This window comes from Nonomuraea ceibae (assembly GCF_019396325.1).
Classification (GTDB): Bacteria; Actinomycetota; Actinomycetes; order Streptosporangiales; family Streptosporangiaceae; genus Nonomuraea; species Nonomuraea ceibae.
Genome location: NZ_JAHKRO010000070.1, coordinates 12,728 through 33,039, shown reverse-complemented (window position 1 = coordinate 33,039; position 20,312 = coordinate 12,728). Strand labels below are relative to the sequence as shown.

At 73.0% G+C, this 20,312-nt stretch carries 19 protein-coding genes, 1 tRNA gene and 2 riboswitches; of the genes, 10 read left to right on the top strand and 10 right to left on the bottom strand.

Features of this window, described 5'->3' with window-relative positions:
* Positions 1-43 precede the first annotated feature (43 nt).
* Entirely contained in the window at positions 44-868 is an 825-nt protein-coding gene (locus KME80_RS32780) for a hypothetical protein (RefSeq protein ID WP_219510406.1), read from the bottom strand.
* 92 nt (positions 869-960) lie between these two features.
* Positions 961-1,058: riboswitch (glycine riboswitch) on the top strand.
* A riboswitch (glycine riboswitch) is annotated at positions 1,059-1,154 on the top strand.
* A gap of 34 nt (positions 1,155-1,188) precedes the next feature.
* Here KME80_RS32780 and gcvT point away from each other — a divergent pair.
* From gcvT to KME80_RS32765, 3 genes are read left to right on the top strand one after another with little or no spacing between them, the layout of a single operon-like run.
* Complete coding sequence (gene gcvT / locus KME80_RS32775) at positions 1,189-2,274, top strand: glycine cleavage system aminomethyltransferase GcvT (protein WP_219510405.1); 1,086 nt, start codon at positions 1,189-1,191, stop codon at positions 2,272-2,274.
* A complete protein-coding gene (gene gcvH, locus KME80_RS32770) occupies positions 2,271-2,660 on the top strand; it encodes a glycine cleavage system protein GcvH (RefSeq protein ID WP_219510403.1) in 390 nt (129 codons plus the stop codon). The genes gcvT and gcvH overlap by 4 nt, the downstream gene beginning before the upstream one ends.
* Positions 2,661-2,712: 52 nt before the next feature.
* Positions 2,713-4,089, top strand: coding sequence for an L-serine ammonia-lyase (locus KME80_RS32765; RefSeq protein WP_219510402.1), 1,377 nt, complete (start codon positions 2,713-2,715; stop codon positions 4,087-4,089).
* Positions 4,090-4,113: 24 nt separating this feature from the next.
* Here the strand turns inward: KME80_RS32765 and KME80_RS32760 are convergent, their stop codons facing one another.
* Entirely contained in the window at positions 4,114-4,617 is a 504-nt protein-coding gene (locus KME80_RS32760) for a hypothetical protein (protein ID WP_219510401.1), read from the bottom strand.
* A complete protein-coding gene (locus tag KME80_RS32755) occupies positions 4,614-5,213 on the bottom strand; it encodes a DUF6286 domain-containing protein (protein WP_219510400.1) in 600 nt (199 codons plus the stop codon). The genes KME80_RS32760 and KME80_RS32755 overlap by 4 nt, the downstream gene beginning before the upstream one ends.
* A 165-nt stretch (positions 5,214-5,378) precedes the next feature.
* Here KME80_RS32755 and KME80_RS32750 point away from each other — a divergent pair, with 165 nt between their 5' ends.
* Positions 5,379-6,572 (top strand): amino acid deaminase/aldolase, encoded by a 1,194-nt coding sequence (locus KME80_RS32750; protein ID WP_219510399.1) that lies wholly within the window; start codon positions 5,379-5,381, stop codon positions 6,570-6,572.
* 52 nt (positions 6,573-6,624) lie between these two features.
* Here the strand turns inward: KME80_RS32750 and KME80_RS32745 are convergent, their stop codons facing one another.
* Positions 6,625-6,951 (bottom strand): DUF3618 domain-containing protein, encoded by a 327-nt coding sequence (locus KME80_RS32745; RefSeq protein ID WP_219510398.1) that lies wholly within the window; start codon positions 6,949-6,951, stop codon positions 6,625-6,627.
* 125 nt (positions 6,952-7,076) lie between these two features.
* Here KME80_RS32745 and bcp point away from each other — a divergent pair, with 125 nt between their 5' ends.
* Complete coding sequence (gene bcp, locus KME80_RS32740; protein ID WP_219510397.1) at positions 7,077-7,550, top strand: thioredoxin-dependent thiol peroxidase; 474 nt, start codon at positions 7,077-7,079, stop codon at positions 7,548-7,550.
* 141 nt (positions 7,551-7,691) lie between these two features.
* Positions 7,692-7,776 (top strand) — tRNA-Leu (locus KME80_RS32735).
* A gap of 119 nt (positions 7,777-7,895) precedes the next feature.
* Here the strand turns inward: KME80_RS32735 and KME80_RS32730 are convergent.
* On the bottom strand, positions 7,896-8,825 hold the full coding sequence (locus KME80_RS32730) for a 2-hydroxyacid dehydrogenase (protein ID WP_219510396.1): 930 nt from the start codon (positions 8,823-8,825) through the stop codon (positions 7,896-7,898).
* Between the two features lie 283 nt (positions 8,826-9,108).
* On the opposite strand from KME80_RS32730, the gene KME80_RS32725 reads away from it, so the two are divergent.
* From KME80_RS32725 to KME80_RS32710, 4 genes are all read left to right on the top strand, one after another.
* Positions 9,109-10,290, top strand: coding sequence for a sensor histidine kinase (locus tag KME80_RS32725; protein WP_443681636.1), 1,182 nt, complete (start codon positions 9,109-9,111; stop codon positions 10,288-10,290).
* Positions 10,291-10,302: 12 nt separating this feature from the next.
* A complete protein-coding gene (locus KME80_RS32720; RefSeq protein ID WP_219510395.1) occupies positions 10,303-10,953 on the top strand; it encodes a response regulator transcription factor in 651 nt (216 codons plus the stop codon).
* A gap of 107 nt (positions 10,954-11,060) precedes the next feature.
* Entirely contained in the window at positions 11,061-11,813 is a 753-nt protein-coding gene (locus KME80_RS32715; protein ID WP_308126017.1) for an ABC transporter ATP-binding protein, read from the top strand.
* Between the two features lies 1 nt (position 11,814).
* On the top strand, positions 11,815-14,304 hold the full coding sequence (locus KME80_RS32710; RefSeq protein WP_219510393.1) for an ABC transporter permease: 2,490 nt from the start codon (positions 11,815-11,817) through the stop codon (positions 14,302-14,304).
* A gap of 153 nt (positions 14,305-14,457) precedes the next feature.
* Here the strand turns inward: KME80_RS32710 and KME80_RS32705 are convergent, their stop codons facing one another.
* The 5 genes from KME80_RS32705 to rph all read right to left on the bottom strand — a co-directional run bounded on the left by KME80_RS32705 (position 14,458) and on the right by rph (position 20,256).
* A complete protein-coding gene (locus KME80_RS32705; protein WP_246646151.1) occupies positions 14,458-14,721 on the bottom strand; it encodes an SUKH-4 family immunity protein in 264 nt (87 codons plus the stop codon).
* Positions 14,722-14,723: 2 nt separating this feature from the next.
* Positions 14,724-15,305 (bottom strand): toxin glutamine deamidase domain-containing protein, encoded by a 582-nt coding sequence (locus KME80_RS32700; RefSeq protein ID WP_219510390.1) that lies wholly within the window; start codon positions 15,303-15,305, stop codon positions 14,724-14,726.
* Between the two features lie 2,010 nt (positions 15,306-17,315).
* Positions 17,316-18,902 (bottom strand): molybdopterin-dependent oxidoreductase, encoded by a 1,587-nt coding sequence (locus tag KME80_RS32695; protein WP_308126016.1) that lies wholly within the window; start codon positions 18,900-18,902, stop codon positions 17,316-17,318.
* A 47-nt stretch (positions 18,903-18,949) separates the two neighbouring features.
* Positions 18,950-19,540, bottom strand: a complete 591-nt coding sequence (gene rdgB / locus KME80_RS32690; RefSeq protein WP_219510388.1) for an RdgB/HAM1 family non-canonical purine NTP pyrophosphatase — start codon at positions 19,538-19,540, stop codon at positions 18,950-18,952.
* On the bottom strand, positions 19,537-20,256 hold the full coding sequence (gene rph, locus KME80_RS32685; RefSeq protein ID WP_219510387.1) for a ribonuclease PH: 720 nt from the start codon (positions 20,254-20,256) through the stop codon (positions 19,537-19,539). Before rph ends, rdgB begins: the two co-directional genes overlap by 4 nt.
* Positions 20,257-20,312 lie beyond the last annotated feature (56 nt).

The window sequence follows — 20,312 nt, the reverse complement described above, 5'->3', positions numbered from 1 at the left end:
TGCGGGCCGCCTCTGCCATGACCGGCCCGCACGCGGCCACCACCTAACCGACCGGCTTCAGGACGTCCTCCACCGCGACGGCGTCCCCGTAGGCGGCCGCCAGGCGCTCGCGCTGCTCGGGGGTGGCCAGCCACATGGTCACCTCCACCCGGTTGCGCGTCTCGCTGGTGGCGGCCTCCAGCACGCCCTTCTCGTCCATGACCCGCTCCTGGATCCCGTAGAGCTCGGCCCGCGTCCGCTTCGCGCCGGTGACGCAGAGCGCGCCGCCCCACACCTCCCGGATCCACGCCTCCCGGCCTGACAGGTCGCCGGTGAAGGCCAGGTTCAGCACGACGTCGCGGGCGTGGTCCTCGCCCTCCTCCGGCGGGTCCGGGTCGAGCCGGTCGATCCACGCCCCGGCGAACTCCTTGGCCGATCCGGCCCTGGCGATGGCCTCGTTCATGGCGTCCGGCGTCGTCCTGGCCGGGTCGACCGGCTTCCAGCCGCCCTCGGGCGCGGGGCACGGCGTCCCGATGCGGTCCGGCCGGTCCGCTCCCCCTTCGGCAGGGCGCGGCGGCTCGGTGAGCGTGAGCCGCTCACCGTCCCAGGTGCCGGTGACCACGTACAGGCCCCAGCGGGTGCTCGCGGCCGACTCGTGGCGGACCTTGCTCCAGTCCCAGCCCACCACGTCGGGGCCGCCGCACTGGGGCGGCATCGACTCCAGCAGCGCGCGGCACATCTGCGGGCCGTGCGTCCCGTCCTCCAGCACGGTCACCGTCGCCGTGTAGCGCGGGGGCGGCCCGGTGGCCCCGGTGGGCCCGGCGGGCGCGGCGCCGCCCTGGGCGCCGCAGGCCGCCAGGCCCACCGCCAGCGCGAGGAACGCGGTCATCCGTCTCATACCTCTACGACGGGTACGGCGTCCGCCCGGTTCAGGGCGCGACAACACCGCCGTCACCCCACTAGGCTTGCGGACATCACCGACGAAACCGTGCGGGAGAGCGCCCTGACAGCCGGTCAGGGCCCCTGAAGGAGCAAGCCCTCCCCGCGAACCTCTCAAGGCAAAGGACCGCACGGCCGAGGTGACCTCTGGAAAGCAGGCCGGTGGGCCTCGCCGAAGGTGAAAGTCCGGCAAAACCCGGGCGAAGCTCTCAGGCATCGATGACAGAGGGGGAGGATGCTGGCATCCGACTCTGCCCTGAGGTGCGACCCATGTCCCGACCGACACCGCTGCGAGACGTCCACGAGGCTCTCGGCGCCACGCTCACCGACTTCGCCGGCTGGCTGATGCCGCTGCGCTACGGCAGCGAGTCCGCCGAGCACAACGCGGTCCGCCAGGCGGCCGGGCTGTTCGACCTCTCCCACATGGGCGAGATCTTCGTGACCGGCCCGCAGGCCGCCGAGGCGCTGGACTACGCGCTCGTGGGCCACCTGTCGGCGCTGGCGACGGGCCGGGCCCGCTACACCATGATCGTGGACGAGCGCGGCGGCGTGCTCGACGACCTCATCGTCTACCGGCTCGGGGACGAGGAGTTCATGGTCGTGGCCAACGCCTCCAACTACCCGAAGGTCGACGCGGAGCTGAAGAACCGCGCCAAGTCGTACGACGCGGTGGTCGAGGACCGCTCCGAGCAGTACGCGCTGATCGCGGTGCAGGGCCCGCGCGCGCAGGAGATCCTCGCCACGCTCACCGACGCCGACCTGGCCGGGCTCAAGTACTACGCCGGCCTGCCCGGCGTCGTCGACGGGCGCCAGGCGCTCATCGCCCGCACCGGCTACACCGGCGAGGACGGCTTCGAGCTGTTCGTGGCCAACGAGGACGCCGTGCCGCTCTGGCACGCCCTGACGTCGGCCGGGGCGCCGTACGGGATCAAGCCCGCCGGTCTGTCCAGCCGCGACACGCTCCGCCTGGAGGCGGGCATGCCCCTGTACGGCAACGAGTTGAGCGCGGAGCTGACCCCGTTCGACGCGGGGCTGGGCAGGGTGGTGAAATTCGACAAGCCGGGCGACTTCGTCGGCAGGTCGGCGCTGGAGGCGGTCAAGGACACCGCTCCCGCGCGCCGGCTCGTCGGCCTGGTCGCGCGGGGCCGCCGGGTGCCCCGCCACGGGTACCCGGTCACCAAGGACGGTGCCGTCGTCGGCGAGGTCACCAGCGGGGCGCCTTCCCAGACCCTGGGCAAGCCCATCGCGCTGGCGTACGTCGACACCGGGGTCAGTGAAGGTCTGGCCGTGGACATCCGGGGCAGCCAAGAACCTGTGGACCTGGTTGAGCTGCCCTTCTACAGGAGGAACAAGTGAGCAACATCCCTGACGACCTGAGCTACACCAAGGAGCACGAGTGGGTTGCCGGGATCGACGACGGGATCACCGTCACGATCGGCATCACGGCGTTCGCCGCCGAGGCTCTGGGTGACGTCGTCTTCGTGCAGCTCCCCGACGCCGGGTCGGTCATCGAGGCGGGCGACTCGGTCGGCGAGGTCGAGTCGACCAAGTCCGTGAGCGAGATCTACAGCCCGGTCGGCGGCGAGGTCGTCGAGATCAACCAGGCCCTGGTGGACGACCCGTCGCTGGCCAACAGCGACCCCTACGGCGACGGCTGGATGTTCCGGGTGCGCGTGGACGGCGACCCGAAGGACCTGCTGACGCCCGAGGAATACACCGCCCTCACCTCGGGCGACTCCTGACAGCACCGCCGGGGCCCGGTAGCGGGCCCCGGCCCTCCCGAAAGGCGCGTCAATGGCGATCAGCGTCTTCGACCTCTTCAAGGTCGGCATCGGCCCGTCCAGCTCCCACACGGGCGGCCCGATGGCGGCCGCGCACAAGTTCGCGCGCGGCCTGAACGACGACGGCCTGCTGGAGCGCACCGCGCGCGTCGAGGCCATCCTGTACGGCTCGCTCGGCCTCACCGGCAAGGGCCACGGCAGCGACAAGGCCGTCCTGCTCGGCCTGTCGGGCGAGAAGCCCGAGCTGGTGGACGTCGACAGCATCGACGAGCGGCTGGCCGCCATGCGCGACTCCGGCACCGTCACGCTGTACGGGGTCCGCGAGATCCCCTTCGTCGTGGGCCAGGACCTCGTCTTCGAGCGGAAGATCTCGCTGCCCGAGCACCCGAACGGCATGCGCTTCACCGCGTTCGACGAGTCGGGCGCCAAGCTGCGGGAGAAGGTCTACTTCTCCGTCGGCGGCGGCTTCGTCGTGGACGAGAAGGCCACCGGGGCCGACCGCATCAAGCCCGACGACACCGTGCTGCCCTACCCGTTCACCACGGCGGAGGAACTGCTCAAGCACTGCTCCAACACCGGCCTGTCGATCTCCGCGCTCATGCTGGAGAACGAGAAGGCGTTCGGCCGCTCCGAGGCCGAGATCCGCGCCGGCATCCTGCACCTGTGGCAGGTCATGTCCGACTGCGTCCAGCGGGGCATCTCGCAGGAGGGCGTGCTGCCCGGCGGCCTGAAGGTCAAGCGCCGGGCCAACCGCCTGCACCGGCGGCTGCAGACCGAGTCGGCCGAGCGCGACCCGCTCCAGGCGATGGACTGGGTCTCCCTGTTCGCGCTGGCCGTCAACGAGGAGAACGCGGCCGGCGGCCGCATCGTCACCGCCCCGACCAACGGCGCGGCCGGCATCATCCCCGCCGTGCTGACCTACTACTCCCGCTTCACCCCCAACGCCGACGACGAGGGCGTGGTCCGCTTCCTCCTCACGGCCGCCGCGATCGGCGTGCTGTTCAAGGAGAACGCCTCCATCTCCGGGGCCGAGGTCGGCTGCCAGGGCGAGGTGGGCTCGGCCTGCTCGATGGCCTCCGCCGGCCTCACCGAGGTGCTGGGCGGCACCCCGGAGCAGGTGGAGAACGCGGCCGAGATCGGCATCGAGCACAACCTGGGCCTGACCTGCGACCCCATCGGCGGGCTGGTGCAGATCCCGTGCATCGAGCGCAACGCGGTGGCCTCCATCAAGGCCATCACCGCCGCCCGCATCGCGCTGCGCGGCGACGGACGCCACCACGTGTCGCTGGACAAGGCCATCAAGACCATGCGCGACACCGGGCGGGACATGCTCGACAAGTACAAGGAGACCTCGCGCGGCGGCCTCGCGGTCAACGTCATCGAGTGCTGAGCGCGTGATGACCGGCGCGGTCGTTCAGCGCCGGACGTGGATGCGGACGACGGCGCCGAGGTCGTCGTCGCGCACCTCGCGGCGGATGCGGCTGACGATCTCGCGGTCCAGCTTGGCCACGACCGCGCCGACGTCCGTGGCGGCCGGGCAGGTCAGGCCGATGCGCAGCCTGGCCCCCTCGCCGACGACCCGCACCCCCGCCCTGGCCAGGCCGTCGACGTCCTTGAGCCCCACGCAGAGCATCGCCGTCCCGGTGCCCGACCGGGAGCCGTAGCGCCCCCAGCCCAGGCTCAGCAGCAGCCAGCGCAGCGTGACCAGGGCGAGCACCAGCAGCACCAGCGCCACCACCCACAGCGCCCACGGCTGCTCGGCCAGCGCCCGCGCGGTGCGCTCCGGCAGCACCTTGGCCTTCGGCGGCAGCCCCGCCAGCTTGTCGTGGCCGCGCAGCCAGGCGTAGCCGCCCGCCACGAGCAGCACCGCGCCGACGACGGCCAGGCCGATCCGGTTGCCCGCGTACTGCCGCATCACAGCCCCCTCCTGCGCAGCCGCACCACGACCTCGCCCGCGGCCAGCGTGCCCACGCCCGCCAGGCGGTCGCCCACCGCGTTGCCGACCTGCCTCAGCATCGTGCCCGAGCTCTCCCCCTCGGTCACGACGGTGACCTCGATGCGCCGCCTGCGCAGCCGTACCTGGGCCCGGCGCACGCCGTCCACCTCCTGGGCGACGGCCCGCAGCGTACGGCGCAGGCCCGAGCGGGTGATGCCGATGACGATCAGCGGGTCGGTGGTCTCCACCGGGACCAGCCGGGAGCGGCCGGGCAGCAGCGCGAGCAGCAGCAGCACCGCACCCGTGCCCGCCAGCGCCACCGCGACGGCGTCCAGCTCGCTCCAGGAGGAGGCGGACGCCAGCTCGGCGGCCTCGTTGACCGGCACCCAGCCGAGCGGCCGGCCCATCAGCGACGCGACCACCTCGGCGCAGGTCAGCCCGAGCGCGGCCGTCAGCACCAGGGCCACGGCCACCGCGGCGGGCGTGCGCGCGGGTCTGAGCACCCGGTTGGACCTGCGGAGCGGGGTGTCCTGCGCGGCGACGGCCGCACCGGGCAGGATCTGCTGGAGCGTGGTCATCACAACGACCAGAGGTACACGGGTCCCCGACCGGCTCGACCGCGCCCCCGCCGCCCGTTTGCAGGATCATTACGGGCCCGGCGATCAATGGGCGGATATGCCGTGGTTGCCTGCCGGGGGCGCGCACCCCTGCCGTGTCCGTTTTACCTGGTTTACGCTGCCGGTATGGATGACCGCCAGCGCTACGACCGGGCCACGGCCGCTCTTGAGCCGCCGTTCGCGATCCTCGACCTGGAGGCGCTGCGCGCCAACGCCCGCAGCCTGGTGCGGCGGGCCGCCGGCAAGCCGATCCGCGTCGCCACCAAGTCGGTGCGCTCGCGGGCGGTGCTGGAGCGGGTGCTGGCCCTGGACGGGTTCCGCGGGCTGATGGCCTTCACGCTGCCCGAGGCGCTGTGGCTGGCGGAGCAGGGGTTCGGCGACATCCTGGTGGCCTATCCGACGGCCGACCGGCGGGCGCTGGCCGCGCTGGCGGGCTCGGCGGAGGCTGCGGCGGCGATCACGCTGACGGTGGACTCGGCGGAGCATCTGGCGTTCATGGACCATGCGGTGGCGGGGGTCCACCCGCGCCACGAGATCCGGATATGTATGGACATCGACGCCGGATTTGTGGCCTTTGGTGGGAAATTTCGGGCGGGGGCGCTCCGCTCCCCCATCCGCGAGCCCGACCAGGCCGCCGACCTGGCCGCCGCCATCGCCAAACGTCCCGGCTACCGCCTGACCGGGCTGCTCGCGTACGAGGCCCAGATCGCCGGCGTCGGCGACGCCCCCCAGGCCCGCGCCGCGTACGCCCGGCTCGTCAAGGCCATGCAGACCCTGTCGGCCCGCGAGCTCGTCGTGCGCCGCGGCCGCATCGTCAACGCCGTGCGCCAGGTCGCCGACCTGGAGTTCGTCAACGGCGGCGGCACCGGCTCCATCGAGCGCACCGTACGCGAGAAGGCCGTCACCGAGGTCGCCGCCGGGTCCGGGCTCTTCCATCCCCGGCTGTTCGACTTCTACAGCCGCTTCAGCGGCCACCCGGCGGCCCTGTTCGCGCTCCCCGTCGTGCGGCGGCCCGCGCGTGACGTCGTCACCGTGCTCGGCGGCGGCTATCTCGCCTCCGGCGCCCCCGGCCCCAGCCGCCTGCCGCAGCCCTACCTGCCCGCCGGCCTGCGTTACGCGCCCGACGAGGGCGCGGGCGAGGTGCAGACCCCGCTCATCGGCGCGCCCGCCGAGGACCTGCGCACCGGCGACCGCGTCTGGTTCCGGCACGCGAAGTCGGGCGAGCTGTGCGAGCGCTTCGACGCCCTCCACCTCGTCGAGGGCGACACGCTCACCGAGACCGTCCCCACCTACAGAGGCGAGGGCCGCACCTTCCTCTAGAGGCCCCTAGAGACGGGTCACCGGCGGCGACGCCGGAGCCCCTAGGGACGGGTCACCGGCGGCGACGCCGCCACAGGACCACCGCCGCGCCGATCACCAGCGCCGCGCCCACGCCGATCAGCACCGGCGCCAGGCTCGGCGCCTCGTCGTCCCACAGCCGGTCGGGGTCGTCACCGAACTCCACCGGCCGAGGCGACATCCCCAGCGCGTCGCTGACCGAAGCCGCGAGGCTCCCCGCCCGGGACTTCACATCCGCCACCGTGCGCTCGGCCACACGCTTCGGGCTCACCCGGTCGGCGATCGCGTCGACCGTCTGCGCCAGCTCCGCCCGCGTCCGCGCGATGCGCCGCTCCAGCTCATCGGGATCGGTGTCAGCCATGACTCTCCTCTCGGCCGCGCTCCTGCCCGTGCCCTCACATGTCCTGATCAGTCTGTCAGGTCCGCACGCCGTACGGCACGGCGGGCGGCCAGGTAGGTTTTCCTGGAGAAACTCCTGGAGGACCCATGACCGAGACCAGGCTCGCCCCCGGCGACGCCGCCCCCGAGTTCGCGCTGCCCGCCGCCGGCGGCGACGAGATCTCCCTCGACGCCTACAGAGGCAAGCGGGTGATCCTCTATTTCTACCCCGCCGCGATGACTCCCGGGTGCACCAAGCAAGCGTGCGACTTCCGCGACAGCCTCGCCCAGCTCACCGCCGACGGCTTCGTCGTCCTCGGCGTGTCGAAGGACAAGCCGGAGAAGCTCGCCAAGTTCGCCGAACGCGACGCGCTCACCTTCCCGCTCCTGTCCGACCCGGGGCTGGAAATCCACAAGGCGTACGGCGCGTACGGCACCAAGAAGCTCTACGGCAAGGAAGTCGTGGGCGTCATCCGCTCCACGTTCGTCATCGACGCCGACGGCAAGATCGAGCAGGCCCTCTACAACGTGAAGGCCACCGGGCACGTGGCGAGCCTGAAGAAGAAGCTCGGCCTCTCCTGACCACTCCCCGCGGGCTCCGATCCGGGAGCCCGCCCGGGGTGAATTGACACGCACCGCGCCTTGTCCGTGCCGGTAGGTGACGTGGCACCGGTGCGTGGCCGGAGCGCTAAACTATTCACGGCCCGCCTTTGGCGGGATTGCGCGGGCGTGGCGAAATCAGGCATACGCGGCAGGTTTAGGTCCTGTTGGTGGAGACACTGTGGGGGTTCGAGTCCCCCCGCCCGCACATCAATGACACCGTCCGGCAATTGGCCGATATGTGTTCGCCCGGAAATGCGATGCGCCGAAACCCGGCCGGTTATTCGGCACGGCGGCACCCCGAAATACGGACGCGAAGAAATGGCGTCAGCCGACCAGATTCGCGGGTTGCTCACCCCGGGCGAATTGGGCGAGCTGGTCGGCCGCGACCTGCCACGAGCGTTCGTCCGCCTGCGGGACCGTGCCCGCGACGTGCGGGGTGATGATGACGCCCGGCGTGTGCCACAGCGGGTGGTCGCCGGGCAGCGGCTCGGGCTCGGTGACGTCGAGGACGGCGCGCAGCCGCCCGGAGCGGGTCTCGCCGAGCAGCGCGTCGGTGTCGACGACGGGGCCGCGGGCGGCGTTGACGAGGACGGCGCCGTCGCGCATGCGGCCGAGGAACCGCTTGTCGGCCAGGTGGTGGGTGGCCGGGGTGTGCGGCAGCATGAGCGCCACCACGTCGTGGGCGGGCAGCAGGCCCGGCAGGTCGTCCAGGGCACGCACGCCGTCACGGGCGCGGCGGGCCACCATCGTGACGCGGGCGCCGAACGGCTCCAGGCGGACGCGGAGCTGCGTGCCGAGGTCACCGGCGCCGAGCACGAGCACGCGCTTGCCCGCCAGCGACTCGGCCATGCGGGGACGCCAGCGGGCGGCGGCCTGGTCGGCGGCGAAGCCCGGCAGGTCCCTGTAGAGGGACAGGAGGGCGGCGACGGCCCATTCGGCGACCGCCGCGCCGTGGGCGCCCCGGGCGCTGGACAGGGCGACGTGGGCGGGCAGGCGGCCCTGCCACTGGTCGGTGCCGGCGCTGAGCGTCTGGACGAGGCGCAGCTCGGGCAGCTCGCCGATCAGGGCCAGCACGCGGTCGACCGGGCGCGAGGGCACCACCATCGCGCGGGCCTCGGCGGCTCCCGGCGGCAACGGGGCCCCGACGTCGTACAGGAGGGGCCGCAGGCCGGTGACGGCGGACAAGGCCGCGCGGCCGCGCTCTTCGGGCACCAGGACGACGAGGTCCTGCGGACGGTTGTGGTGCGCTGACATGCGGGTCCCCGGTCTCGGATCTTTCGGCCGGGGGAGACTCTAGCCCAGCGGCCCGCAAGCGGATCGGGTCGCGCGGAGCTTCCTCGTCTCCGCGCGACCCGGCTTCGCGATCATGATCGCCATCACGATCTCTCCCTTTACTCACCCCAGAGGGTGCTCCCGACGACTACTTTGCCTGCCGGGCCGTAAGACCCGCGTAAGACCGGAGCCGTGTAAGACCAGGGTCGTAGGCGTACTTCACTCTCAAGGCTGAGCCGCCCCACTCCCGGGTTTACGTATCGTGATGGTTGTGTTCGGCAGGGTACGGGCGTGGTCGAGGCGCCATGTGAAGCTGATGGACGCCCTGCGGGTGGCTCCTCTCGCGCTGCTGTGCCTGCTGCCCGTCGTGCCCTACCTGACCTACGCGCCCGACGGGTCGCTGCCGCCGCTCAACGCGCCCGTCTACGCGGTGCTGACGCTGGCGCTGCTGCTGCCGTTGCTGTGGCGGCGGCGTCCGCTGGCGGTGTTCGCCGTGGTGTCGCTGGTCAGCTTCGCGCAGTGGGCGGCCCAGATCGAGGTGCTGCCGGCCAACATGGCGGTGCTGGTGGCGTTGTGGTCGGTGGTCTACCAGTGCGCGTTCCGGTGGGCGCTGGCGGCGCTGATGGTGGCCGAGCTGGGGGTGTTCCTGGCGCTGGTGCAGTGGGACACGCCGACGCTGGGCATGTTCACCACCAGCACGATCTTCGTGATGGCGCTCTGGCTGACCGGCCTGTACGCGAGCACGCGCCGCCGCTACCTGGAGGGCCTGGAGGAGCGCGCCGAACGCGCCGAGCGCGAGCGCGACCAGCAGGCCCGGATGGCGGCCGCCGCCGAGCGGGCCAGGATCGCCAGGGAGCTGCACGACGTGGTGGCGCACAACGTGAGCGTCATGGTCGTGCAGGCCGACGGCGCCGGCTACGCCATCGACAGCGACCCCGAGCAGGCGCGGCAGGCCGTAAGGACGATCTCCAGGACCGGCCGGGAGGCGCTGGCCGAGATGCGCCGGCTCGTCGGCGTGCTGCGGCAGGACGACGGCGGCACCGACTACACGCCGCAGCCCGGCCTGGCGCAGCTCGACGAGCTGGTGCGGGCGGCGGGCGTGCCCGCGCGGCTGCGGGTCACGGGCCGGCGCACCGAGCTGACCGAGGGCAAGCAGCTGGCCGTCTACCGGATCGTCCAGGAGGCCCTGACCAACGCGCTCAAGCACGGCGGGCCGGGCGTCCGCGCGCAGGTCGAGCTGCGCTACAGCGGCCCCGAGCTGGTCGTGCGGGTGACCGACGACGGGCGCGGCGCGGCCGCCCCGGCCACCGAGACGGGCGGCCACGGGCTGGTGGGCATGCGGGAGCGGGTCACGATGTACGGCGGCGCGGTCACGGCCGGGCCGCGCGCGGGTGGCGGGTTCGAAGTGCTGGCGCGGCTGCCTACGGCCGAGTCGAAAGCGGCTTAGGGGGAGCGTCGGATGATACGGGTCATGCTGGTCGACGACCAGCAGTTGCTGCGGGCCGGGTTCCGCATGGTGCTGGGCGCGCAGCCCGGCATCGAGGTGGTGGCCGAGGCGGGCGACGGCCAGCAGGCGATCGAGGTGCTGCGCACGGTCGAGGTGGACGTCGTCCTGATGGACGTGCGGATGCCGCGCATGGACGGCGTCGAGGCGATCAAGCACATCACCGGCCCGAAGGTGCTGGTGCTGACCACGTTCGATCTCGACGAGTACGCGTTCGCGGCGATCAGGGCGGGCGCGTCGGGGTTCCTGCTGAAGGACGTGCCGACGGCGGAGCTGGTGACGGCGATCCGATCGGTGCACGCGGGCGAGGCCGTGATGGCGCCGACGACGCTGAAGCGGATGCTCGACCGGTTCGCCACGTTCCTGCCGGCGGAGGAGCCCGCGGCGGCGACGGAGCTGACGCCGCGCGAGCGCGAGGTGCTGCTCATGGTGGCGCGCGGCCGCTCCAACCTGGAGATCGCCGCCGAGCTGGAGGTGGCGGAGGCGACGGTCAAGACGCACCTGGGCCGGGTGCTGGCCAAGCTGGGGCTGCGCGACCGGGCGCAGGTGGTCGTCTACGCCTACGAGGCCGGGCTCGTGGTGCCCTCGCATCGGCCGAACGGCTGACCCGGGTCATCCAGGGTCCTACACGAAGTCCGTCCTCAAGGCCCAGGTCCGGCGGGTTTCGCGCCCCTAGCGTGAGTCGCGTTGTTTTCGCACGACGAGGAGTGAACGTGACTCTCACCGAGACCCCGCGCCAGGCGCCGCCGGCAGTGGTGGCCAAGGGGCTGTCCAAGGTGTACGGCCAGGGCGACGCCCGGGTGCACGCCCTGCGCGAGGTGGACGTGGCCTTCGCCACCGGCGCTTTCACCGCGATCATGGGCCCGTCCGGATCCGGCAAGTCCACGCTGATGCACTGCCTGGCCGGTCTCGACAGCGCGACCGCGGGCACCGTGCACATCGGTGACGTGGAGCTGACCGGGCTCGGCGACAAGCAGCTCACGCTGCTGCGCCGGGAGCGGATCGGCTTCATCTTCCAGGCGTTCAACCTGCTGCCGACGCTGACCGCCGAGGAGAACATCCGGCTGCCGCTGGAGATCGCCGACCGGCAGGCCGACCAGGTGCTGTTCGACCGGGTCATCGAGACCGTCGGGCTGAAGGACCGGCTGCGCCACCGGCCCAACGAGCTGTCCGGCGGCCAGCAGCAGCGCGTGGCCGTGGCCAGGGCGCTCATCAGCAAGCCGCAGGTGATCTTCGCCGACGAGCCGACCGGCAACCTCGACTCGCGCAGCGGCGCCGAGGTGCTGTCGTTCCTGCGCACGTCGGTGCGCGAGCTGGGCCAGACGATCGTCATGGTCACGCACGACCCGATGGCCGCCTCGTACGCCGACCGGGTGGTGTTCCTGCGGGACGGCTCGCTGGTCACCGAGATCACCTCGCCGACGCCGCAGTCGGTGCTCGACACGCTGATGAAGCTGGAGGCGTGAGGTGCTGAAGACCGCCAGGGCGGGGCTGCGCGCGCACAAGGTGCGGCTGCTGCTCACCTCGCTCGCGATCATGCTGGGGGTCGCGTTCATCACCGGCACCTTCGTGCTGAACGACACGGTCCAGGCCGGGTTCGAGGAGCGCGTCACGGCCGACGCCGGCAAGGTCGCGGTGGCCGTGCTGCCCGGCAAGCCCGACAAGGGCATCGCGCCGGAGACGCTGGAACGGGTGCGCGCCGTCCCCGGCGTCCAGGAGGCGCACGGGCTGGTCCGCGGCAGCGCGCCGCTGCTCGGCAAGGACGGCAAGGCCGTCGGCAGCCTGCCCACGACGGCGATCTCCGTCGTGCCGGGCGTGCTGGCCCGCACCTCCATCGTGAGCGGCACCGGGCCCGGCAGCGACGACCAGGCGGCCGTGCTCGACGAGAACACCGCCAAGGCCGAGGGCTTCCAGGTCGGCGACACGATCACGGTGCTCGACGCCAAGCAGCGCGAGCACACGTTCAGGCTCGTCGGGCTGTTCGACCCGGGCGTGGACCAGGAGCTGGCCTTCACCGGGGCGCTCGGGTTCACCACGGCGACGGCGCAGCGGATGACCGGCGAGCGGGAGTTCGCCGAGATCGACGTCGCGGGGGCCGACCCCGTCGCGCTGAAGCGGGCCGTCGCCTCAGCCGCCGGCGCCGGGCTCGTCGTCAAGACCGGCGACGAGCTGGCCTCCGACCTGGCCAAGTCCGCCGGGCTGCAGATCGAGATGCTCACCCTCGGGCTGCTGATGTTCGGGTTCGTGGCGATGCTGGTGGCGACGCTGGTCATCTACAACACCTTCAACATCCTCGTCGCGCAGCGGACCCGGGAGATGGCGCTGCTGCGGTGCATCGGGGCGACGCGCGGCCAGGTGTTCGGCTCGGTGCTCGTCGAGTCGGCCGTGGTCGGGCTGATCGCGTCGGTGCTCGGGCTGGCCGCCGGCTACGGCCTGAGCGCGATCACGCTGGCCGTGCTGCGCGCGGTGGACGCGCCGCTGCCCACCGAGGCGGCGATGCGGCTGACCCCGGCCACGATCGGCATCGGCCTGGCCGTCGGCCTGGTGGTCACGGTCGGCGCCGCGGTGCTGCCCGCCCGTACCGCCACCCGGGTCGCGCCGATCGCGGCGCTGCGCACGCAGACCGAGGAGCAGACGTTCCGTGCCGGGATGCTGCGCGTGGCGTTCGCCGCGCTGTTCCTGCTGGGCGGCGTCGGGCTGGCCGCGGTCGGCGCGCTGGTGATGACGCCCGGCGAGCAGATCTCGCTGCTCGTCGTCATGGGCGGCGGCGTGCTGACCTTCCTGGGCGTGCTCATCATCGGGCCGCTGCTGGTCAGGCCGCTGAGCGCGCTGGTCGGCTGGCTCCCGGCCCGGCTGTTCGGGGTGCCCGGCAAGCTGGCCGTGGACAACTCCGGGCGCAACCCCAAGCGGGCGGCCACCACGACCGTGGCGCTGACCATCGGCGTGACGCTGATGACGCTCATCTCTGTGATCACCGCGTCGACCCGGGCCACCGTGACGGTCAAGCTCGACGACCAGTTCCCCGTCGACTACCAGCTCACCTCCCAGTCGCGCGAGTCCAGCATCCCGCGCTCCATCGCCGACGAGCTGCGGGCCGCGCCCGAGCTGTCGGGCGTGGTGCAGATCCGCGACACGATGAGCGCGTCAGGCGACGTCAAGGTCCAGGTGGGCGCCTTCCAGGGGCCGCTCAAGCCTGAGGTGACGTCCGGCTCGATCGGCGCGCTCGGGCCCGGCACGGCCGCCATCGCCGACTACGCCGCCACCGACCTGGGCGTCAAGGTCGGCGACACCGTCCCCGTCAAGGCCAAACGGTCCGGCACGGTCAACCTGCGGGTGGTGGCCGTCTTCCCGGGAAGCGACTCGCCGCTGCCCACGATCACGATGTCCGCACCGCAGTTCGACGAGGTGTTCGGGGCGGTGCCCGACAGCACCGTCGTGCTCAACATCGCCGACGGCGTGCCCGCGGAACGGGCCCGCGCCGTGGTCGACGCCGCGGCGGCCGGCCACCCGACCGTCCAGGTCATGAGCTCGACCGAGATCCGCGGCGAGTTCGACCAGACGCTCGACATGGTGCTCATGATCATTACGGGGCTGCTCGGGCTGGCGATCCTCATCTCGCTGCTCGGCATCGCCAACACGCTCTCCCTGTCGGTCCACGAGCGGACCAGGGAATCGGCGCTGCTGCGGGCGCTCGGGCTCACCAGGCCGCAGTTGCGGCGGATGCTCTCCGTGGAGGCGCTGGTGCTCGGGCTGATCGGGGCGCTGGTGGGCGTGGTGCTGGGCATGTCGTTCGGCTGGGCCGCGGTGCGGGCGATGCTGTCGGGGGCCGTCTTCTCGGCGTCGCCGTGGCAGATCGCGCTGTTCGTGGTCGTGTCGGGGCTGGCCGGGGTGCTGGCGGCGGTCGTGCCGGCTCGGCGCGCCGCCCGGGCGTCGATCGTCGGGTCGCTCGCCACCTGACGCCGGGGAATTGGATAAATGCGGATAGAGATGGATAAAAGCCGCTAAATCCGGATAGGGCACTTGTAGGTCGGGCGTCCATGGGGGCGGCGCCCGGCCTCACCCGTCCCGCGCCGCCCTGGGTCCTGGGCCGTCAGCCGAGGCCCTGGGCCGTCACCGGGGCCGATGCCCCGGCCACAGCTCCGCCACCGATTCAGGATCGAGCAGCGGCCGGGCCACCACCTCGCCCGTGGCCCGGCCGATCACCACACAGCCCCCGCCCACCGCGTCGGGCAGCCGCGCAGGATCGTCAGGCTCCAGATCCCGCACCCACGCCACGTACCCCTCGGCGAACGCGTGAATGCCCACCGACAGCGCCTCCCCCGCCGGGCGCACCCCGTTGAAGTACTCCTCCGCCAGCGCCCTGGCCTGGTCCATGTTCACCGCGGCTGCCCCTGCCTGTCGAGAATCACGCAGAACACCCCCGTCACCGTCAGGTACGGCGGCTCCACCGCCATGTGCCCCCGCTGCGCGTCGATCCAGATCACCTCACCGTGGGAGTTCACCGCGTTCCACGCGTGCGTCCCGCCGCCCGGCCAGCGCACCACGATCACCGCCGACGCGCCGTGCCCCGCCTCCAGCAGCCGCCGCGCCACCATCGGGTACGCGTGCCGCCCCTGCCCCGCATGCTGGAACCGCTGGCCGACCCAGCGCTCCATCCGCGCCGTGCTCCCCGCCTCACCGGTCAGCAACGGCCGCCCCACCCGGTCGTACTCGGGCATCCTCGGCGCCGACGCCGCCGGTTCCCCATGCCACGTGGACAGCACGGCCAGCGCGCAGTCGGCGGCATTCGACACGCGGAACGGATCATCCGCCGGGCCGCCGCCGTTGATCAGCCGCACCCACGTGCCGCGCGGATCCGGGAACCGCGTCCCCATCGTCACCGCCGCCGCCAGATCCCGCTCCACCTGCGGATCCGGCGGCACCAGCCCACCCGGCACCCCGTACGGCCTGCTGTCCACGAGCTTCGGCGGCCGATGCGGCCAGTCGAACCAGTCGTACTCCGCCGTCCCCCGCCGCCCCTCCCCCGCGAGAACCGCAGCCCCCCTGCCCTCACCGGCGCTTCGCCCCGGCCCAGAGTGACGAGCACCCGCCTGCGTAACGGACTGCGCCGCCTCGCCCGGCCATACAGCGGCGCGCGCCTGCGCCTCACCCGGCCGCGCACCGGTACCCGCCGCCGCCTCCCCGGGCCGACGGGCCGGGGCGTCAAACCCCGGTCCTGGCCGTACGGCAGATCGCGCGGACGTATCGCCCAGCCACGTGGCAGGAGGAGCCGCCGCTTCCCCAGCTCGGTGCGCCGCCCCCTCGGGCCGCTCGCCCGGTCGCGCGGGCGGGTCGCCCGGGCGGACGGCGGGTGGCTCGCCTGGCCACGTGGGCGAGGAGGACCTGTCCGGCCACCTGGCAGCGGACGCTTCTCCGGGCCAGGTCGTCGGGCGGGACTCCGGCGGCTCCTCGCGTCGAGCGGCCGGCCTCGTGGGCGGCTCGTTGGGGTGCGTGGCCGGTTCGGACGGCAGGTGGCCCGGCCAGGCAGGCAGTTGGCCCAGCTCCTGTGGGGAGCGGGGTCGCTTCGACGACGGCGCGGGGCCGTTCGGCGCGGCCCTCCCGGCCTGCGGAGAGGCGGCGCCGTTCGACGAGGCGCCGGTGCCGTTCGAGGACGGGACAGTGCCGTTCGGTGGGGCAGTGATCCCGTGTGGCGGGGTGGTGCCGTGTGGCGGGGTGGTGGTGCCGTTCGGTGGGGCGGGCGTGCCTGGCCATGCCGAGCAGCCCGGCATCGCGCCCGTCGCAGCGCCGTTCGCCGCACCGGGCATCCCTCCGCCTGTAGCCGTACCGTTCGCCGCCGCGCCGTTCGGTGTGCCGTTCGAGCGCCCGTGCGGTGAGCCCGGCATGACGGTGCCGAGCGACGGGCCGGGCCAGGTGTGCTGGGCGTGGTGGGCCCCGGACGGCGGGGCGTTCTGGGTTTCGGACGGCGGGCTCTGGCCGGCGCTCGGCGGCCGGCTCTGCGGGAAGGAGCCGTTCGGGTGGGAGGCCGGGGCCGACGACCCTGGGGTGCGCGACTCCCCGGTCAGCCACCGGCCGTCGTACGGGGTGCCGCCGGGCGCGGGGCCCGTGCCGTTGGGCGCGGGTGGCTTGCCACCGGGCGCGCGTTCCCCGCCCTCCGGTGAGGGTGAGCCTTTCCGCAGGTCGAAGGGCGCGCTCGGGCGCGGCTGGGCCGGGTCCGGCCGGGTGCCGCCCCCGGCTCCCGTGGAGGTGGCGTCGGACCAGATGGTGTCGGCCCACGCGACCTCCTGCCGAGGGGCCTCGGTACGGGCCGCGTCACCCGGAGCGACGTCACCCCGAGCGCGGGCACCTCCAGAACGGTCACCTCCAGCGCGGCCGTCTCCGAGGTGGCCACCCCGGACGTCGCCGCCTTGGGTGCGGCTGTCCCGGGCTTCGCCGCCGTATGGGCGCCACGCGTCCCAGGGATCGCCACCCTGGGCATCGTCGCCTCGGGCGCGGTCACGCCGTGCTTCACCGCCCCATGTGCGGCCACCCCAGGCGGTGGCACCTCGCTCACCCGAAGCGTCGTCGCCCGGGGCGGCGCCGCCCCGGGCACGGTCCCGCTGAGCGTCGTCGCTCGGGACGGCGCTGCCTCGGGTGCGGTCGGGGTGGGCGTTGGCGTGGGTTGGGGGTGGTTGGGTGGGATTGGGGGATGGGGAGTTGGGCTCTGGCTGGGTGGAGTCGGGCGGGCCTGGGTCGGCGGCGCGCTCGTATTCGAGCCATCGGACACCGTCAGCGACCACGGGGTTGTACTGCCCCTCGGGAAGGACCCACCGGACGCCGGACTTGCGGTCGCGGAACACGTCCTGCCTCCTGTCATGCTCGACGACCGATCGTAGGGGTGGTCGCCGCGGATGAGGGGCCAAAGTCAGGAAGATTGTCGGCCATGACTACCCATCTGACCTGCGCAAACGCGGACGTATCGGGACGGGTCGTCAGGCGGTGTGGACGGTGACGGTGTGCAGGCCGGTGGCGCCGTCGGGGGTGATGGGGCGGCGTTCGGCGGTCTGGGTGCGCCCGGCGGCGTCGGTGGCGCGTACCTCGATGGTGTGGTCGCCCGGGGTGGCGTCCCAGTCGAGGGCCCACTGCCGCCAGGTGTCGGGGCCGGGGACGGCGGCGAGCCGGGCCTGCTGCCAGACGCCGCCGTCGACGCGGACCTCGACGGCGTCGACGCCGGTGTGCTGGGCCCAGGCGACGCCCGCGATCGTGGTGCGGCCGGCGGGCAGCGTTGCGCCCGGCTTGGGAAGGTCGATGCGCGATTGGGTCTTGATGGGCCCCTTGGCCGCCCAGCCACGCGGCGTCCAGTACGCCTCGTCCGTGTCGAACCGGGTCACCTTGAGGTCGACCACCCATTTGGTCGCGGACACGTATCCGTACAGGCCGGGCACCACCTGGCGTACGGGGAAGCCGTGGTCGACGGGCAGCGGTTCGCCGTTCATGGCGACGGCGAACAGGGCGTCGCGGCCGTCCATGACGACGTCGAGCGGGGTGCCGCAGGTGAACCCGTCGGCGGAGGTGGACAGCAGCATGTCGGCATCGGAGCGGAGGCCGGCTTCGCGCAGCAGGTCGGCCATGCGGGCGCCGAGCCAGCGGGCGTTGCCCGCGTAGGGGCCGCCGACCTCGTTGGAGACGCAGGTCAGGGTGATGTCGGCCTCGGTCAGCGGCCTTCTCAGCAGGTCCTCGTACGTGATCTCGATGGGCCGGTCGACGAGCCCGTGGACGCGCAGGGTCCAGGTGGCGGGGTCCACCTGGGGGACGATCAGCGCAGTGTCCACCCTGTAGAAGTCGGCATTTTTCGTGATGAATGGGGTGAGGCCGTTGAGCTTGTAGTCGGTCCCCGGCGGCAGCGGCGGCGCGGGGGTCGCCGGAGCGGGCAGGGCGAGGGCGACCCGGGCGGCGTCCACGGCCCGGCGGCTGCCGAGCCCGTGCCCGAGCAGCGTCCCTGCGCCCGCGGCGACCACGCCCCCGGCGGCGCCGGTCAGCAGCCGCCGCCGGTCGAACGCGTACGGCTCCCCTCCGCCCGCCCGCATCACGGCGGGCAGCTCAGGCGCGACAGAGGGCACGACAGAGGACACTGCAGAGGGCGTGGCGCGGCCGATCAGCCAGGACAGCGTCCACATGCCCGCCACGACGCCCACCACGGTCGGCAGCGCGTCGACCGCGCCCGCCCCGGGCCGGGTGAGGACCGCAGCCAGCCCCACGGCGCCGAACGCCACCACCCCGGCCAGCCCGCGGCCGACGGCGCCCCGGGCGAGCACGCCGAGCCCGGCCGCGACCAGGGCGAGCACGACGAGCACCCCGCCGAGCAGGACGACCCTGTCGTACACGCCGAACGCGGCGACGGCGAACTCCTTGAGCGCCGCCGGCGACAGGTCCACGACGGCGTCGCCCACCGCGACCACCGGGGAGGCGTCGCCGCCGACGACCCCCGCCACGAGCTGGGCGGCGCCGAGCGCCACGCCCCCTGCCACGATGCCCGCCAGCGCGCCCGCCCAGGCCGGGATGACCGAATTCCTCTGCACATGAACGACGCTACGCCGCCCGGCGGCCGAGGGTTCTTACGCGGTGGTTACGCCGAGAGCAGTTCGCGGACGATCGGCGCGAGGGCGCGGAAGGCGCGGCCCCGGTGGCTGATGGCGTCCTTCTCCTCGGGTGACAGCTCGGCGGTGGTGCGCGTGTCGCCGTCGGGCACGAGGATCGGGTCGTAGCCGAACCCGTTGGTGCCCCGGGGCGTGGTGACGAGGCGGCCGGGCAGCGTGCCCTCGGCGACCCGCCACTCCCCCGACGGCAGCGCGAGCGCGGCCACGCAGGCGAAGTGCGCGGTCAGCTTGTCGGCGGGCACGTCGGACACCTGGGCGAGCAGCAGCCGCAGGTTGGCCTCGTCGTCGCCGTGGCGGCCGGCCCAGCGGGCGGACAGCACGCCGGGCATGCCGTTGAGCACGTCGACGCAGAGGCCGGAGTCGTCGGCGACGGCGGGCAGCCCGGCGGCCTGGGCCACGGCGTGCGCCTTGAGCAGGGCGTTCTCCTCGAACGTGACGCCGGTCTCGGCGACGTCGCCGATCGAGGGGAACTCCTCCAGCCCGACGATGTCGAAGCCGGCCAGGATGCGGCGCAGCTCGGCGATCTTCCCCGGGTTGCGCGTGGCGAGAACGATCTTCATGAGCTCAGCGCCTCCTGCTGGATCAGGGTCAGCTCCTCGCAGCCGGCCACGGCCAGGTCGAGGAGCTGGTCGAGCACGGCCCGGTCGAACGGCGCGCCCTCGGCGGTGCCCTGCACCTCGACGAAGCTGCCCTCGCCGGTCATGACGACGTTCATGTCGGTCTCGGCGGCGACGTCCTCGACGTAGCAGAGGTCGAGCATCGGCACCGAGCCGACCACGCCGACGGAGACGGCGGAGACGGAGCCGATCAGCGGGTCGCCGGGGCACATCTTGCGCTCGCGCATCCACGCGACGGCGTCGGCGAGCGCCACGTACGCGCCGGTGATGGCGGCGGTGCGGGTGCCGCCGTCGGCCTGGAGCACGTCGCAGTCGAGCACGATGGAGTTCTCGCCGAGCGCCTTGTAGTCGACGCAGGCGCGCAGCGAGCGGCCGATGAGCCGGGAGATCTCGTGGGTGCGCCCGCCGATCTTGCCGCGGACCGACTCGCGGTCGTTGCGGGTGTTGGTGGCGCGCGGCAGCATCGCGTACTCGGCGGTCACCCAGCCCTGCCCGCTGCCTCGCCGCCACCGGGGCACGCTGTCCTGGACGGAGGCGGCGCAGAGGACCCGCGTGCCGCCGAACTCCACCAGCACCGAACCCTCGGCGTGAGAAAGCCACCGTCTTGTGATGTTGATGGAACGGAGCTGGTCAGAATTGCGGCCATCCTGTCGAGACATGCAGATCACCCTATCTCCGCGCCACCACGCTCTTGACCGACGGTGTCCGACACAGG

Bases quoted from the DNA above. Each gene is read 5' to 3' on its own strand.
- KME80_RS32780 (WP_219510406.1), bottom strand. From the start codon at position 868: ATGACCGCGTTCCTCGCGCTGGCGGTGGGCCTGGCGGCCTGCGGCGCC.
- gcvT (WP_219510405.1), top strand. From the start codon at position 1,189: ATGTCCCGACCGACACCGCTGCGAGACGTCCACGAGGCTCTCGGCGCC.
- KME80_RS32765 (WP_219510402.1), top strand. From the start codon at position 2,713: ATGGCGATCAGCGTCTTCGACCTCTTCAAGGTCGGCATCGGCCCGTCC.
- KME80_RS32755 (WP_219510400.1), bottom strand. From the start codon at position 5,213: ATGACCACGCTCCAGCAGATCCTGCCCGGTGCGGCCGTCGCCGCGCAG.
- KME80_RS32750 (WP_219510399.1), top strand. From the start codon at position 5,379: ATGGATGACCGCCAGCGCTACGACCGGGCCACGGCCGCTCTTGAGCCG.
- KME80_RS32745 (WP_219510398.1), bottom strand. From the start codon at position 6,951: ATGGCTGACACCGATCCCGATGAGCTGGAGCGGCGCATCGCGCGGACG.
- bcp (WP_219510397.1), top strand. From the start codon at position 7,077: ATGACCGAGACCAGGCTCGCCCCCGGCGACGCCGCCCCCGAGTTCGCG.
- KME80_RS32730 (WP_219510396.1), bottom strand. From the start codon at position 8,825: ATGTCAGCGCACCACAACCGTCCGCAGGACCTCGTCGTCCTGGTGCCC.
- KME80_RS32725 (WP_443681636.1), top strand. From the start codon at position 9,109: ATGGTTGTGTTCGGCAGGGTACGGGCGTGGTCGAGGCGCCATGTGAAG.
- KME80_RS32720 (WP_219510395.1), top strand. From the start codon at position 10,303: ATGATACGGGTCATGCTGGTCGACGACCAGCAGTTGCTGCGGGCCGGG.
- KME80_RS32705 (WP_246646151.1), bottom strand. From the start codon at position 14,721: ATGGACCAGGCCAGGGCGCTGGCGGAGGAGTACTTCAACGGGGTGCGC.
- rdgB (WP_219510388.1), bottom strand. From the start codon at position 19,540: ATGAAGATCGTTCTCGCCACGCGCAACCCGGGGAAGATCGCCGAGCTG.
- rph (WP_219510387.1), bottom strand. From the start codon at position 20,256: ATGTCTCGACAGGATGGCCGCAATTCTGACCAGCTCCGTTCCATCAAC.